The following is a 14,754-nucleotide window of genomic DNA, read 5'->3' as shown; positions in this document are numbered from 1 at the left end:
GATGGCTCCGAGTGCTGGCGCACGAGTGGCGATCACGTCTGGCTTCTCAAGATCATTACGGGTTGTCGCCGCGGGCAGGACCCTCGACCCTCCCTGCCCGAAAAAGCGCGCGGACCATCGACCATCGTTCCGGCAGTGTCAACAGTTTCGGCTGAGCGCTGACGGGCATCCCGCACCCCGAGTGCGGGAGGGTGTTGCAGGGCCGGTAAATCGGGCCCGCCCGGCGATGCGGAGGGGCGTGCGCAGGGGGCTCCAAGAGCCCGCGCGAAGCGGGGCCTGCGCGTGCCATTCCCTCCTACACCCCGTCCGGCGGACGTAGCACCCGGGCCCGATGCGCGGGTGCGGCTGTCCAAGGTTCAGGGTCTATCGAAGGTCGGGCGCGCGCCAGCGCTCGCGGCGGCGCTGCAGCAGGCGCTCCACGAGCTCGCGGGCGCGCGGGTCGCGCAGGTAGTTGCGATCGTGGCGCACGCCCTTGCCGGCGTTGCAGCGCGCGCAGGCGAGCCCGAGGTTCTCCAGCGCGTCCGTGCCGCCGTGCACCCGCGGCACGATGTGCTCGATGGTGGCGCGGCTCACCGGCTCGCCGTCCGTGCCCACCACCAGGTGCGTCCCGCAGTGCAGGCACTTGCCCTGCCACACCTCGCGGCCGCGGTGCTCCACGCGCGCGAAGGTGGCGTCCGTGGCGATGATGTCCAGGATGCGGCGGCGCTTGGCGCGGCTCATACCCGCACGACCTCCGACCCGGCCACGGCGTACACGCGCTCGCCGGCGCGGCGCGTCACGTCCTGGCCGCCGGTGAAGGCGCTGAAGGCGGGCAGCACGCCCACCTCGCGGCCGAGGTGGAAGCAGGGCAGGCGCAGCCGGTCCGCGCCCCCGCCCAGGCGCACCGTGGGGTGCAGGTGCCCGGCCCAGGCGTAGCGGCCTTCGGCGGGCTCGGGGTGGTGGGCGAAGCGGAAGGGGCCCTCGTCCAGCGGGCCGGGCACGTCCTCGATGCCCCAGGCCTCGGGAAGCCGGGGCACGTGCCGGTCGTGGTTGCCGCGCACCAGCACCACCTGCACCTCGGGGTGGCGGGCGCGCCAGGCGGCGGCCTCGGAGACGACGGCGGGGGTGAGCCCCGCGCGCGAGTGCACGAGGTCTCCGAGCAGGAGGAGGCGGCGGGCGCCCGTGCCCTGCAGGGCGGCCGAGAGGCGCTGCAGGTCGTCCTGGAGCACGCCGGTGGGCAGGGCGATGCCGTGCTGGTGGAAGCTCTCCGTCTTGCCCCAGTGCAGGTCCGCGACGGCGAGCACGCCCGCGCCGCCCCCGCCCGCGGGCCAGTACAGGGCGCGCGCGGCGAGCAGCTCCAGGGCCTCGCCCTTCACGCGAAGAGGCTGTCGCCCTGAGGGGCGGCCAGGCTCGGAGGTTCGTCGCGGGTCCATCGGGCCTTCAGTCGCTCCACGCGCTCGAGGAGGGACTCGTTGGAGAGGCTCGCGCTGATGCGCTCCACCAGGAGCGGGAAGGCGAGCGGGGTGGGGCGGCGCAGGGTGACGCGCTCGAGCGCGCTGCCCTCCAGCCGGGCGAGCGCGGAGGCGAGGCGGCTCTGCTGGAAGTGCTGCTCGAGCACCTCGCGGCGCGCCTGCTGCAGCAGGAGGTTCTCCGGGTCGTACTTCTGGAAGACGTCGTAGAGCAGGCCGCTGCTCGCCTGCACCTGGCGGGTGCTCTTGCGCGCGCTCGGGAGCCCCGGCAGCACGAGGCCCGCCACGCGCGCGATGTCGCGGAAGGTGCGGCGCGCGAGCTCGCCCAGGTTCACGCTCTCCAGGATGTCCTGCGTCAGGTGCTCGCGGCTGAAGAGGGCCGGGGTGAGCGCCTCCTCGAAGGGGAAGGGCGTGGGGGTGAGCAGCTCGAGCCCGTAGTCGTTCACCGAGAGGCTGAAGGTGGCGGTCTGCACGCGGGTGAGGCGCAGCGCGAGCAGGGCCGCGAGCCCCTCGTGCACGAGCCGGCCCTCGAAGGGGTAGAGGAAGAGGTGGTGGCCCTCGCGGGTGCGCAGCGTCTCGACGAGGAGCGCGCCCTCGCCGGGGATGCGGCTGAGCCGCGCTTGCGCCTCGAGCACCGGCCAGGCCGCGGCCAATTCGTCGCTCGTCACGTCCCCCACGCGCGCCGCCTGCAGCGTGCGGCGCAGCGCGGCGGCGAGCGAGGGCGACAGGGGCAGGCGCCCGCCGTGCCAGCGCGGCGTCTGGGTGGGGCGCTTGCGCGCAGGGCGCACGTACGCCGTCATGTCCTTCATGCGCTGGAACTCGAGCGCGCGGCCGCCGAAGAGGAACACGTCCCCTGCGCGAAGGCGCCCGACGTAGCCCTCCTCGATGCAGCCCAGCTTCGCCCCGTTCCAGTACTGCAGGAGCACGGTGGCGTCCGAGGAGATGGTGCCGATGTTCAGCTTGTGCAGCCGCGCGATGCGCGCGTCCGCCACGGTGAGGCGCCCGTCCGCCGTCTCCACCACGCGGCGGAAGTCCGGGTAGGCGCGCAGGGTGGGGCCGCCCTCCTTCACCAGCGCGAGCGTCCACTCGAACTCCTCGTCCGTGAGGTGCTGGTAGGAGAGCGCGGTGCGGACCTCCGCGCGCAGGGCCTCGCGCGTGAAGCCGCCGCCCAGCGCGCAGGTGACGAGGTGCTGGGCGAGCACGTCCAGGGGCTTGGAGAGCGGCGCGCGCGCCTCCACCTCGCCGCGCGCGAGCGCCTCGCGCGCGGCCGCCATCTCCACCAGCTCGAGCGCGTGCGTGGGCACGAAGAGCAGCCGGCTGGTCGCGCCGGGGCGGTGCGCGCTGCGCCCGGCGCGCTGCAGCGTGCGGCCGATGCCCTTGGGGCTGCCGATCTGCACCACCCGCTCCACCGGCCCGAAGTCCACGCCCAGGTCCAAGGACGAGGTGCAGACCACGAGGCGCACCCGCCCGTCCTTGAGCCCCGCCTCCACGCGCTCGCGCTCCGCGCGGTCCAGCGAGCCGTGGTGCAGCGCGAGCAGGTCGTCCCACTCGGGGTGCTGGAAGCGGAGGCCCTCGTACCAGCGCTCCGCCTGGCTGCGCGTGTTGCAGAACAGCAGCGTGCTCTGCGCGGGGTCCAGCCACGCGGACACCTTCTCCAGCATGCTGAAGCCCAGGTGCCCCGCCCAGGGGAAGGCGTCCACGCGCTCCGGGATGAGCGTCTGGATCTCCAGCGGGCGCTCGAGCGTGGCGCGCACGCGGGTGGCCTTTGCGCCTACACCGACCACCGCCTGCGCCGCCTCCTCCAGGTTCGCGAGCGTGGCGGAGAGGGCCCAGGTGCGCACCCCGGGCGCGAAGTGGCGCAGCCGCGCGAGCGCGAGCTCCACCTGGGTGCCGCGCTTGGTGGAGAGCAGCTCGTGCCACTCGTCCACGATGATGCAACGCAGTTGCGAGAAGCTCTCCGCCGCGCGCTCGCCCGCGAGCAGCAGCGAGAGCGACTCGGGCGTGGTGATGAGCACCTCGGGCAGGCGCTCGCGCTGGCGCGCGCGCAGGCTGCTCGAGGTGTCGCCCGTGCGGCTCTGCACGTCGATGTCGGCCTGCAGCGCCGTGAGGGGCGCATGGAGGGCGAGCTCGATGTCGCGGCTCACCGCGCGCAAGGGCGTGAGGTAGAGGATCTGCAGGCCGCGCTCGCCGCGCTCGGCCACCTCCGCGAGCGGGGCGAGGTAGGCCGCGTAGGTCTTGCCTGCGCCGGTGGGCACGTGGATGAGCCCGCTCTCGCCGCGCGCGTACGCGCTCCACGCCTCCTCCTGGAAGGGGTAGGGCTTCCAGCCGCGCTCCGAGAACCAGGCGCGCAGCGCGTCCATGGGCGGCGTGGCGTCACCGGGCGGGGCGGGAGGAGGGGCGGGGCGCTTCTGGGCGCGCGGACGCTTCGCGCCCTTCACCACCGGGCGCAGCTTGCCGTCCACGCGCTCAAACCGGGGCATGCAGGAGCCCCTTGAGCCGGTCCAGCGTGTCCGCGTCCTGCGGCCTCTTGTCCGTGCGCCAGCGCGCAATGCGCGGGAAGCGCAGCGCCACGCCGGACTTGTGGCGCGGGCTCGGGGCGATGGCCTCGAAGTGCAGCTCGAAGACGTGGTGCGGCTCCACCGAGCGCACCGGGCCGAACTTCTCGCGGGTGTGCGCGCGGATCCACCGGTCCAGCTTGAGGATCTCCTCGTCGGTGAGGCCCGAGTAGGCCTTGGCCACCGGCTGCAGCTCGGGGCCGTTCCACACCGCGAAGGTGTAGTCGGTGTAGAGGCTCGCGCGCCGGCCGTGGCCCGGGTTCGCGTAGAGCAGCACCGCGTCCACGGTGAAGGGGTCGATCTTCCACTTCCACCAGTCGCCGCGCTTGCGCCCGTGCTGGTAGCGCGACTCGAGGCGCTTGAGCATGAAGCCCTCCACGCTGCGCGAGCGCGCCTCCTCGCGCACCTGGGCGAGCTGCTCCCAGCTCTCGGCCGCGACGGCGGGCGAGATGGGGAAGGCGGTGCGTCCCTCGAGCAGCCGCTCCAGGCGCGCCCGGCGCTCGCGCAGGGGCTTCTCGCGCAGGTCCTCTCCAGCCTCCTCGAGCAGGTCGTAGGCCATGAAGGCCGCGGGGGCCTCGGCGAGCACCTTGGCGGTGAGCTTCTGCCGCCCGATGCGCCGCTGCAGTCGCGCGAAGGGCAGAGGCTGGCCGTTCTCGTACGCGAGCACCTCGCCGTCGATGACGGTGCCGTCCGGCAGGGCGCGCGCCGCCTCGGAGATCTCCGGGAAGCGCTCGGTGATGAGCTCCTCGCCGCGGCTCCACAGGTACACGCTGCCGCCGCGGCGGATGAGCTGCCCGCGGATGCCGTCCCACTTCCACTCGACGAGCCAGTCCTCGAGCGCGCCCAGCTCCGAGGGCGGCTGCTCGAGCGGGCTCGCGAGGTAGAAGGGGTAGGGGCGGCTGCCGTCCGCATCCGAGACGTCCGGCGAGACGAGCCGCTCGAAGAAGGTGCGGGACGGGCTCCAGGTGCCCATCAGCCGGTGGCTCACGGTGGCCGGCGGCAGGCCCGCGCGCTGCGCGAGCGCGCGCACGACGAGCGTGTCGCTCACGCCCACGCGCAGCTCGCCCGTGAGCAGCTTGTTGAGCAAGAACAGCTCGCGGCGCGGCAGCACCTTCCACCAGGCGGTGACGCGCTCGCGCTGCTCCTCGGGGCCGAGCTCGCGCAGGGGGAGGATGCGCTCCTCGAGCCACCACGAGAGCGGCATGTCCTCGCCCGCGTGCGCGGGGAGCTGCGCGTCCAGCAGCAGGGCGATGACCTCGGCCAGGTCGCCCACGCTCGCGTAGGTCTCGTCGAAGAGCCACTCGGGGATGCCGGAGAGCTCCAGCGTCCAGCCCACCAGGTACTTCGTGGCGATGAGCCGCTTGAGGCGCCGCCCGGTGAGGAAGTACAGCGCCCACGCGGCGTCCTGCGGCGGCGTGCGCTCGAAGTAGCGCACCAGCGCCTCCACCTTCGCGTTGGTGGAGGTAGTGGTGTCCAGCGCGTCGTAGAGGTCCGCGAGTGCGCGCACTAGTCCTCCGCCTCGCCTTCGAAGGGGGTGGCGAGCGGCGCCGCGTCCACGCCCTTCTCCTTGAGGTAGCGCGCGAGCGGCTCGCTGAAGCCGTGCGTCACCAGCACGCGGCTCGCCTCGCTCTCGGCGATGCTCTGCAAGAGCTCGGGCCAGTCCGCATGGTCGCTGAGCACGAAGCCGCGGTCGAAGCCGCGCCGGCGCCGGTTGCCGCGCACGCGCATCCACCCGGAGGCGAAGCCCGTCTCGTACTCGCCGAAGCGGCGCATCCAGGTGCTGCCGCCGGCGCTCGGCGGCGCGAGCACGAGCGCGCCGTGGAAGGCGTTGGCCTTGTCGGCCTCGGAGACGAGCTGGGTGCGCAGCATGGGCACGCCCGCCTCGCGGTAGCAGGCGACGAGCGCGTTCACCGCGCCGTGCAGGTACGCGTAGCCGTCCGAGAGCTCGCCGAGGTGCGCGAGGATGCGCTGCGCCTTGCCCAGCGCGTAGCAGAAGAGCACCGAGCTCTTGCCCGCGGCGCGGTTGCCCTCCCACCAGGCGAGGATGTCCTTCGCCACGAGGCGCGGGTCGTCCCAGCGGTAGATGGGCAGGCCGAAGGTGGCCTCGGTGATGAAGGTGTCGCAGCGCACCGGCTCGAAGGCCGCGCAGGTGGGGTCCGGCGTGCGCTTGTAGTCGCCGCTCACGACCCAGACCTCACCGCGGTGCTCGAGGCGGATCTGCGCGCTGCCCAGCACGTGCCCCGCGGGGTGGAAGCTCACGGTGACGCCGTTGACCTCGAGCTTCTCGCCGTAGGGCAGCGTCTGCAGCGCCACGTCGCCGAGGCGCTTGCGCAGGAGGGGCCGACCGGGCTCCGCCGCGAGGTAGTGCTCGCTGCCGGTGCGCGCGTGGTCGCCGTGCGCGTGGGTGATGAGGGCGCGGGGCACCGGGCGCCAGGGGTCGATGTGGAAGTCCCCGGCCGCGCAGTACATCCCCTGCGGTGTAACGGCCACCAACGGCGGCCGGTCCTGGAAGGGGTAAGTGCCCACAGTTCCAGAGATTTAGCGACCGGGCGGAGGCGGCGCAGCGGGCGGGAGGGTGCCGGCGGGAGAGCAGGCGGGCAGGCGGGTAGCGCTTCTCCGGCCGCCTGCGCGCCCGATGCGGGGCCTCGCAGCTCCGGGGCCAGCCCGACGGCGCCACCGGGGCTGAGCGAGCAGGCGGGCGGCGCGGGCCCGAGGACTTCCCGCGCACGGCGCGGCGGCCTACCCCCTTCAAACATGGGACTGCCCATCGACCGCACGCGCTTCACGGAGGCCGACCACGCGCACTTCGCTCAGCGCCTGCAGGACTCGCTGCGCGCGCTGCAGGTGCTGCTCGCGCGGCCGGGCTTCGGCGCGGGGCCCTCGTCACTCGGCGCGGAGCTGGAGCTGTCGCTGGTGGATGCGCGCGGGCTGCCCTTGCCGCGCAACCGCCAGGTGCTGGATGCGACGCCGGACCCACGTGTCACGCCGGAGATGGGGCGCTTCAACCTCGAGCTCAACCTGCGGCCCACGCTGCTCGCGGGCCGGCCCTTCACTGCACTCGAGCGCGAGCTGCAGCACGGGCTCGGCGAGGCGCGGCGCGCAGCCGCGGCGCAGGGCGGGCGCATCGCGGTGGTGGGCCTCGTGCCCACGGTGCGGCGCGAGGACCTGGGCAGTCAGGCGCTCACGGACCTGCCACGCTACCGCGCCCTCTCGCGCAGCCTGCGCGAGGCGAGCCCCGAGCCCTTCCGCATCCGCATCCAGGGAGAGGACCTGCTGGAGCTCGCGTGGGACGACGTCACGCTGGAGGCGGCGAACACCTCCTTCCAGATCCACCTGCGGGTGGAGCCGCGGACCTTCGCGCGCCTCTTCAACGCCGCGCAGCTCGCGACCGCACCCGCCCTCGCAGCGAGCGTGAACTCGCCCCTCTTCCTCGGCCGGCGGCTGTGGGACGAGACGCGCGTCGCGCTGTTCCAGCAGTCGCTCGACACGCGCGACAGCGTGCACGAGGCGCCGCGGGTGGGCTTCGGGCAGGGCTGGGTGCGCGAGGGGGCGCTGGAGCTGTTCGCCGAGAGCGTGGCCCTCTTTGCGCCGCTCTTGCCAGTGGTGGGCGAGGAGGAGCCGCTCGCGCGCGTGAGGGCGGGCGCGGTGCCCGGGCTCGAGGAGCTGCGGCTGCACCAGAGCACCGTGTGGAGCTGGAACCGCGCGGTGTACGACCCGGAGGGTGAGGGCCACGTGCGCATCGAGCTGCGCGCGCTGCCCGCGGGGCCCACGGTGCAGGACATGCTCGCGAACGCGGCCTTCCTCGTGGGGCTGACGCTGGGCCTGGCGCCGGAGGTGGACGCGCTGCTGCCGGGCCTGCCCTTCACGGCCGCGCGCGACAGCTTCTACGCCGCTGCCCGCTACGGCCTCGAGGCGCGGCTCGCGTGGCCCTCGCCCGTGGCGCCCTCACCGCGCGACCTGCCCGCGCGCGAGCTCATCCCGCTGCTGCTGCCGGTGGCGCACCGCGGCCTGGTGGATGCGGGCGTCGCGGCGGAGGAGGCGGACGGACTGTTGGACGTCATCGCGCAGCGCGCGGCCTCCGGGCTCACCGGCGCCGCGTGGCAGCGCCGCACGCTCGCGGCGCTCGAGCGCACGCAGCCGCGCGAGACCGCACTGCGCGGTCTGCTGGAGCGCTACCTCGCGCTGAGCGAGGCAGGGCAGCCCGTGCACACGTGGCCCGTCTGAGTCGGGTTCGAAAGCCTCGCGCGCTCGAGCCGCGAGCGCCCGCACCCGCGGCGTCTTGCCCGAGCCTGCCTTGCCGACGTCCTACGCCCGCTCGGGCGCGAGCGCGCTCAGGGCCGCCACCAGCTCCGCGGGCTCCACCGGCTTGGGCACGTGCGCGTGGAAGCCGGCGAGCAGCGCGCGCGTGCGATCCTCGGCGCGCGCGTAGGCGGTGAGGGCCACGGCGGGTGTGCGCCCCCCGTCCGCGGCGCCCAGCGCCCGGATGCGGCGCACGAGCGCGTAGCCGTCCTCGCCCGGCATCCCCACGTCCGACAGGAGGATGTCGGGGCGCGTGCGGCGAAACAGCGCGAAGGCCTCCTCGACCGAGCCCGCGGCGTGCACCTGGGCGCCGCAGCTCTCCAGCACCACGCGCAGCATCTCGCGCACGTCCGCCTCGTCGTCCACCACCAGCACCCGCAGCCCGTCCATCTGCGCCGGGCAGGTGAAGGGCTGCGCCGGGGTGCTCGCGCGCTGGGCAGCCGGCGCGGGCACCTGCGCGGGCGTGGGCGGCACGGCGGAGAGCGCGGCGAGGCGCTCGGCGGCGAGCGGCAGCGTGACGCGGAAGGTGGCACCCTGGCCGTCGCCGGGGCTCTCCGCCCCGATGCTGCCGCCGTGCAGCTCCACCAGGTGCTTGGCGATGGCGAGCCCCAGCCCCAGGCCGCCGTGCTGGCGCGTGGGCGAGCCGTCCGCCTGGCGGAAGCGCTCGAAGACGTGCGGCAGGAAGTCCTGCGGGATGCCCTGCCCCGTGTCCGCCACCCGCAGCTCGAGCGCGCCGTCGCGCGGGGCCACCCGCACCTGCACCCGGCCTCCCGGGGGCGTGAACTTCACCGCGTTGGAGACGAGGTTCCACACCACCTGCTGCAGCCGCGCCGCATCCCCCAGCACCTGGGCGTGGGGCTCGATCGCCGCCTCCAGCTGTAGCCCCCGCGCCTCGGCCGCCGGGCGCACGCTCTCCAGCGCCGCCTCCACCACGGCGCCCAGCGCCACGGGCCGCGGCTCCAGGCGCAGGTTGCCGGCGAGCACGCGGCTGATGTCCAGCAGGTCGTCGATGAGCTGCGCCTGGGCGCGCGCGTTGCGCTCCACCGTCTCCAGCGCCCGGCGCCGCCGCTCCTCCGGGAAGCCCTGCGTGCACAGGATCTGCACCCACCCGAGGATGGCGGTGAGGGGCGTGCGCAGCTCGTGGCTCACGGTGGCGAGGAAGTCGTCCTTGAGGCGGTTGGCCTCCTCCGCCTCGCGGCGCGCCGCCTGCTCGCGCTCGAGCAGCTCCGCGCGCGCGAGCTCCAGCCGCTTCTTCTCCGTCACGTCGTGGCCCAGCACGAAGATGCCCGAGGCCCGGCCCTGCGCGTCGAAGATGGGCTGGTACACGAAGTCCACGAAGCGCTGCTCCGCGGGCTCCCCTGCGTGCCGCAGCAGGTGCACCGGCACGTCGCGCCCCACGTAGGGCTCGCCCGTGGCCAGCACCCGGTCCAGCAGCTCGAGGAAGCCCTGCTCGGCCACCTCGGGCAGCGCCTCGTGCACCGGCTTGCCCACCAGCGGGCGCCCGCCCACCAGCTGCAGGTAGGCGGCGTTGGCCAGCTCGAAGACGTGGGTGGGGCCGCGCAGCACGCCCACGAAGCCCGGCGCCTGCTCGAAGAGCGCGCGCAGGTGGCGCCGCTCCGCGTCCAGCAGGTGGTTGGCGAGCTGCACCTGGTGCGCCCGCTGCAGCACCCCCGCCTCCACCTGCAGCGGCGCGGCGCTCGCCTCTTTGAGGCGCTGCAGCTCCGTCACGTCCGTGGTGTGCTGGAGGATGAAGGCCACCTCGCCGTGCGCATCGAGCACGGGGGTGTGGGTGGCGCTCCAGTAGCGGTCCTCCACCACGGGGTGCCCCCCCTCGAGGCGCGGCACCCGGTAGCGGATGAGGGCGAGCACGTCGCGCTCGCGCGTGGCGAGCACCTTCTCGAGCGAGGCGCGCAGCTGCAGGGCCGGCGCGTTGTTCGGGTCCGCCGGGTCGTGGGGGAAGGCGTCGAAGAGGCCGCGGCCCACCAGGTCCTCGAGCCGGCTCGCCGTCACCTGCAGGTAGGCGGCGTTGGCCGTCACGTAGCGCAGCTGCCGGTCCAGCAGGCAGTACGGGTTGGGCGAGAGCGCGAAGAGCGCCTGGTAGTCGGGGGACGCAGCCATGTGACGCGGGGGCGGGGGGCACTAGGGCCCAAGAGGGCTCCGGAAGCAAGCGCCGCGCAAGCGTCCGGGCGGCGCAGCGCCCGTTCTCGAAGCGGCAGGTGGGGCCCGCGGGCTGCTCGCCCCGCTCAGCTCCAGCGAACCGAGAAGACGAAGCCCTCGCCGTGCAGCGCGTGCAGCTGGGCCTCCACCGCGCTCGCGCCCAGGGCGCGCAGGCCCTCCTCGAACAAGCCCACGTAGAAGCCGGGCAGCTGCGCGGGATGCACCGTCACCAGGAAGTGCCGCGGCGCCTGCTGCTGCGCGTGCACCTGCGTGTAGTTGTCGCCCAGGCGGATGGCCTGGCCGAAGTGGCGCACGAGGTACTCGGGGCCCATCAGCCTCGCCAGGGTGAGCCCCGCGCGGCCGAGCCGCGTCTCGCTGAAGCGCTGGACGAAGCAGCGGCCCACGCGCCGCACGCCCTCCTCCTCCGGGAGTCCGGGCGCCAGCGCCCCGGCCGCTACGCGCAGCGCGGCAGCGAAGACGGAGACGGGGTAGGCGTCCAGCAGCGGGGCCTCCGTGTTCACCCCCACCTGGAGCAGCCGCGCCGCGCAGCCGGCGTCGAGCCGGGGGCCGAGCGCATGCAGCAGGCTCTGCATGGTGGGTTGAAAGACGAGGCGCGGAGTCACGCGGCCACGATAGGCCAGGACGCAAGGGGGGACGCAAAGCCGGCGCCGGCGAGGCAAGATGGGCGCATGGCCCTCCCGGAAGACTTCGCGTCGGCGCAGCAGCGGGTGAAGACGCTCCGCACCCGTCCCTCCAACGACACGCTGCTGGAGCTGTACGCGCTCTACAAGCAGGGCACGGAAGGCGACGTGCAGGGCAAGCGCCCTGGCATGCTGGACCTCAAGGGCCGCGCGAAGTTCGACGCCTGGACGGGGATGAAGGGCGTGGGCCGCGAGGAGGCGATGAGGCGCTACGTCGCGCTCGTCGACAGGCTGCTCGCCTCATGACGGTGCGCGCGACGTCCCTCTATCCCTTCGCCCCCTCGGGGCCCGACTTCGCGCAGGCGCTCGCGCTCTTCGCCGAGCTGGGCTTCGCGCCGGAGTGGCAGGAGGGCGGCTACGCCGGCCTGCGCTTCGGCGGCGCGTACTTCATCCTGCAGGAGCACAGCGGGGCGCAGTGGGCCGCGCAGCAGATGATCGTCTACGAGGTGGAGGACCTCGAGGCCTACGCGGCGGCGCTCGCGCAGAAGCAGCTGCCCGAGCGCTTCCCGGGAGTGCAGCTGCGAGCGCCCACCGACTTCCCGTGGGGCCGCGAGCTGCACCTCATCGACCTGGCCGGCGTGTGCTGGCACGTGCGCCAGGCGCGGCGCTGAGGCCGTATTCCGGCGCGGGAACTTCGCGCTCGGGGCCCTCACTTCGCAGCGCCGCGCGGCGCGTCCAACCATGGGGCGCAGACAGCACCGCTCGAGGTCCTCGACCTCGGGCCGCCACACAGGTGGTGGACGCAGCTCATCCGCGATGGGCAGGCCCCGTCCGCAGCACACGGCACCTCGCACGTGCGACGCTCGGTCATCCCGCCCGCGAAGCCACCGTGGTGGCGCATGCACTCCGCTCCCGCGGCGCAGTCGTTGTCGGTCCCGCAGGCAGGACCCGCGCGGCTGCTCTCGCAGACGTAACCCGGAGCTTCGCGGATGAAAGTGCCTCCGGCCGCCTCACACCATGCGGGGCCAGCGCAGTAGCCGTCCTCTGAGTCCCAGCTCCCTCCGTCGCGCTCGCAGAGATGGGCTGCGTAGCGGTCACGCAACCATTGTGCGCTCGCGCTTGCGACGGCCAGGACTCCTCGCGGCTCGGCCACTTCGCGCGAGTCAGGCGCCTCCTGTGGTTCGCACGCGAGGTACGACGTCAGGCAAAGAAGCCCGAAGGCGCTCCTCGGCAGTGCCCTCACTCCGTCCATCGTCACCTCGTGAGGGAACCATGCCCGAGCGGCCTCGAGCGGGGCCGACATCTGCCGAGAGAGTGACCGCCGCCGCACAGCGCGTGTCCAAAGGGATGCGCCAGGCGCGGCGCTGAGCTCGAACGAGCCGGCCTTACCTTGCAGGTCATCGCCCGGGCTCCCCGCGTGGCGCATGTTCAGGCGCAGCTCCGGACAGCGGCGCCCCTGCCGGCGTCCGAAGGAGCGAAGGAGAGAACCATGACCGCATTTGCCCTGGCGCACCTGCGCAGCGCCCAGCCCCACCCGGAGGTGTTCGAGTACATGGAGAGGATCCAGGCGACGCTGGACCCCTTCGGCGGGCGCTTCCGCATCCACGGCGCTGCGCCGGAGGTGAAGGAGGGGACCTGGCAGGGTACGCCCGTGCTCATCGAGTTCCCCACCATGGCGGCCGCGCGCGCCTGGTACGACTCGCCGGCCTACCGGCACATCCTCCCACTGCGCACGCGCCACCTCGAGGGCGAGCTCCTCCTCATCGAGGGCGTGGGGCCGGACCACGACTCGGCCCGCCTGGCCGGCGAGCTGCGCGCCCTCACCTCGCAGGTGCCTTCAGCGGCGCCGTCCTCGGTGGCCCGGCCCTGACACCTCCCGGTGCGGCCACGGGCGCCATCTGCAGTCCCTCGCCCAGGGGCTCCTCGTCCTATGCTCCCCGCGAGCTGGCAATGCGAACCCCCGACGACATCACCGAGCGGCTCTGGGCCTTCGTTCGAGGCGACGTTCCCGTGCCCGAGTTCGAGAGGTGGGTCTACGCCGAGCCGCGGCTCGAGAGCGAGCTGGGGCAGGCGCTCTTCCTGATGGCCATCTCGACCCACTTCACCGACCGGGCGGAAGTCTGGTCTCTGCGGTGCGCGCTCGCGGCCCACGCCCGGGGGCGTCCCTCGCCCGACTGCTGCTGCATCCGGCTGAGGACGCTCGACGTCGTGGACATGGGGCACTTCCAGGCACCGGCACCCGCGTTCGAGGCGGGGCGGGAGTGGTCGGATGGCGACGTCTTTCGCAGCCTGGAGCAGGTCGCGCAGCGGGGGGACCCGTATTGGTGGCTGTGGGCCGCGCGCTGCCGCTTGTGCGGTCAGGGCTGGCTCATCGGGCAGGAGGAGCGACAGAACGACGTCTTCTGCATGCTGCGCCTGGATGCACGCCAGCTGCAAGACATCGTCGCGCAGCAGCAGTGGCCGAGCGACTTCGATGCTTACGAGACGCTGCTCCGGATCGGGTTCGACAGGGGAAGGAGGGTTCGCTTCGCCGAGCCGATGACGTCGTCGATGAACGCGACGATTGCGGACCTCGCGAGGGCGCGGCCCGGCATCGCGATCTCCGAGGTCGCACGCCTTCTCAACCTCGACCTCGCCACCGCCACAGAGCTGGCGCGCAAGGCCATCGGACGCGACGGTGTCCGAATCACCTTCGATTCGGAGGCGTGACAGCGCCGAGGCATCCGTGCCGTGAAGTCACCGCGGCCTCTGCGCGAGCAGCTGCCGCACGGAGGTCCAGCGCAGCTCGGGATAGCGCGCGTTGTCGAGCGGCTGGAGCTTGCCCCGGCCGCTGAACATGTCGCGTGAGTACTGCATGCCCTGCCAGGGCGGAAACACCGCGTCGGGCTGGGGCGCAAGGCGCTTCGCGACGCGGATCATCAGTCCCAGCGTGGCGAGGTTTCCCGCCCAGAGCGTGCGGTAGCGCTCGCCGCTCACCTCGCTCACCGCCGCGGCGAGGCCGCGCGCGCTGAGGCTCTCGCCCGCGATGCGCAGGAAGCGCGGCGCCGTCCGCGCGTCCGTCGCCACGGCGGCGGTGTACGCGGCGACGTCGTCCTTCGCCGTGAAGTCGAGGAGCTGGTCCGCGTCCTGCCAGTAGAGGACGCGGTGGATGGCGGGCTGGATGAGCGGCATCTCGCGGCCCAGCATGTCCATGAAGGCGCCGTTGAGGATGGACGTCACCTGCAGGGGAGCGCGGTCCGCGCGCGCCATGAACTCCCGGCGCAGGTCGAAGTTGCGGTTGTCCCCCGGCCGCGTCTTCGTGAAGTCCGCTGCGTAGTCGGAGGGGATGAAGCGCGGGACGCCCGCCCGGACCGCCGCATCGAGCAACACGCCCTGACGCCCGACGATGACCTCGCGCAGCCCGTTGAGCGCCGAGACGACGCACGAGGCGCCCTCGAGCGCGGTCGCCAGGGCGGCGACGTCCTGCGGGTCTGCACGCACCGGCGTGGCGCCGAGCTCGAGGAGCCGGGCTGCGTCCGCCTCGGCAGCCTCCGGGCGCAGCAGCGCCCTCACCGAGGCACCGCGTGCGACCAGGGCCTTGCACAGCCGCTCACCGAGATCCCCCGTGCTACCCGCGAGCGCAACAATGGGCTGAGTCACGTGTCCATCCACCTT

At 73.6% G+C, this 14,754-nt stretch carries 13 protein-coding genes; 5 read left to right on the top strand and 8 right to left on the bottom strand.

The features are described from left to right. Window positions 1-363: 363 nt before the first annotated feature. From FGE12_RS07695 to FGE12_RS07675, 5 genes are read right to left on the bottom strand one after another with little or no spacing between them, the layout of a single operon-like run. Complete coding sequence (locus FGE12_RS07695) at window positions 364-720, bottom strand: HNH endonuclease (RefSeq protein WP_153865741.1); 357 nt, start codon at window positions 718-720, stop codon at window positions 364-366. Further along, window positions 717-1,412 (bottom strand): ligase-associated DNA damage response endonuclease PdeM, encoded by a 696-nt coding sequence (pdeM, locus tag FGE12_RS07690; RefSeq protein ID WP_153865740.1) that lies wholly within the window; start codon window positions 1,410-1,412, stop codon window positions 717-719. The genes FGE12_RS07695 and pdeM overlap by 4 nt, the downstream gene beginning before the upstream one ends. Beyond that, window positions 1,352-3,928: a ligase-associated DNA damage response DEXH box helicase gene (locus FGE12_RS07685; RefSeq protein ID WP_153865739.1), complete on the bottom strand. Its 2,577-nt coding sequence runs from the start codon at window positions 3,926-3,928 to the stop codon at window positions 1,352-1,354. The genes pdeM and FGE12_RS07685 overlap by 61 nt, the downstream gene beginning before the upstream one ends. Beyond that, the gene (locus FGE12_RS07680; protein WP_194797686.1) at window positions 3,915-5,510 is read right to left on the bottom strand and encodes an ATP-dependent DNA ligase; all 1,596 of its coding nucleotides are present in this window, start codon (window positions 5,508-5,510) and stop codon (window positions 3,915-3,917) included. Before FGE12_RS07680 ends, FGE12_RS07685 begins: the two co-directional genes overlap by 14 nt. Next, complete coding sequence (locus FGE12_RS07675; protein ID WP_370458926.1) at window positions 5,510-6,493, bottom strand: ligase-associated DNA damage response exonuclease; 984 nt, start codon at window positions 6,491-6,493, stop codon at window positions 5,510-5,512. Before FGE12_RS07675 ends, FGE12_RS07680 begins: the two co-directional genes overlap by 1 nt. 264 nt (window positions 6,494-6,757) lie before the next feature. Between FGE12_RS07675 and FGE12_RS07670 the strand changes: the two genes are divergently transcribed. After that, entirely contained in the window at window positions 6,758-8,227 is a 1,470-nt protein-coding gene (locus FGE12_RS07670) for a glutamate--cysteine ligase (protein ID WP_153865738.1), read from the top strand. 81 nt (window positions 8,228-8,308) lie between these two features. Here FGE12_RS07670 and FGE12_RS07665 read toward each other — a convergent pair whose 3' ends face one another. Together FGE12_RS07665 and FGE12_RS07660 are read right to left on the bottom strand one after the other, a co-directional pair. Beyond that, the gene (locus FGE12_RS07665; RefSeq protein WP_153865737.1) at window positions 8,309-10,420 is read right to left on the bottom strand and encodes a PAS domain-containing sensor histidine kinase; all 2,112 of its coding nucleotides are present in this window, start codon (window positions 10,418-10,420) and stop codon (window positions 8,309-8,311) included. Between the two features lie 125 nt (window positions 10,421-10,545). Further along, window positions 10,546-11,082 carry a DUF2378 family protein gene (locus FGE12_RS07660; RefSeq protein WP_370458907.1) on the bottom strand — a complete coding sequence of 179 codons (537 nt, stop codon included), beginning with the start codon at window positions 11,080-11,082 and terminating at the stop codon, window positions 10,546-10,548. A 66-nt stretch (window positions 11,083-11,148) separates the two neighbouring features. On the opposite strand from FGE12_RS07660, the gene FGE12_RS07655 reads away from it, so the two are divergent. From FGE12_RS07655 to FGE12_RS07640, 4 genes are all read left to right on the top strand, one after another. Further along, window positions 11,149-11,406: an acyl-CoA-binding protein gene (locus FGE12_RS07655; protein ID WP_153865735.1), complete on the top strand. Its 258-nt coding sequence runs from the start codon at window positions 11,149-11,151 to the stop codon at window positions 11,404-11,406. Continuing rightward, complete coding sequence (locus tag FGE12_RS07650) at window positions 11,403-11,771, top strand: bleomycin resistance protein (protein ID WP_153865734.1); 369 nt, start codon at window positions 11,403-11,405, stop codon at window positions 11,769-11,771. Before FGE12_RS07655 ends, FGE12_RS07650 begins: the two co-directional genes overlap by 4 nt. An 818-nt stretch (window positions 11,772-12,589) precedes the next feature. Beyond that, window positions 12,590-12,970, top strand: coding sequence for a DUF1330 domain-containing protein (locus tag FGE12_RS07645; RefSeq protein ID WP_153865733.1), 381 nt, complete (start codon window positions 12,590-12,592; stop codon window positions 12,968-12,970). A gap of 80 nt (window positions 12,971-13,050) precedes the next feature. Beyond that, a complete protein-coding gene (locus FGE12_RS07640; RefSeq protein ID WP_153865732.1) occupies window positions 13,051-13,809 on the top strand; it encodes a hypothetical protein in 759 nt (252 codons plus the stop codon). 27 nt (window positions 13,810-13,836) lie between these two features. On the opposite strand, the gene FGE12_RS07635 is transcribed toward FGE12_RS07640, so the two are convergent. Next, a complete protein-coding gene (locus FGE12_RS07635) occupies window positions 13,837-14,739 on the bottom strand; it encodes an NmrA family NAD(P)-binding protein (RefSeq protein ID WP_194797685.1) in 903 nt (300 codons plus the stop codon). Window positions 14,740-14,754 lie beyond the last annotated feature (15 nt).

Origin of the sequence: Aggregicoccus sp. 17bor-14 (genome assembly GCF_009659535.1) — a bacterium.
Lineage (GTDB): Bacteria > Myxococcota > Myxococcia > Myxococcales > Myxococcaceae > Aggregicoccus.
Note: the sequence above shows the minus strand (reverse complement) of the source record. Positions and strands in the feature narration are given on the sequence as shown.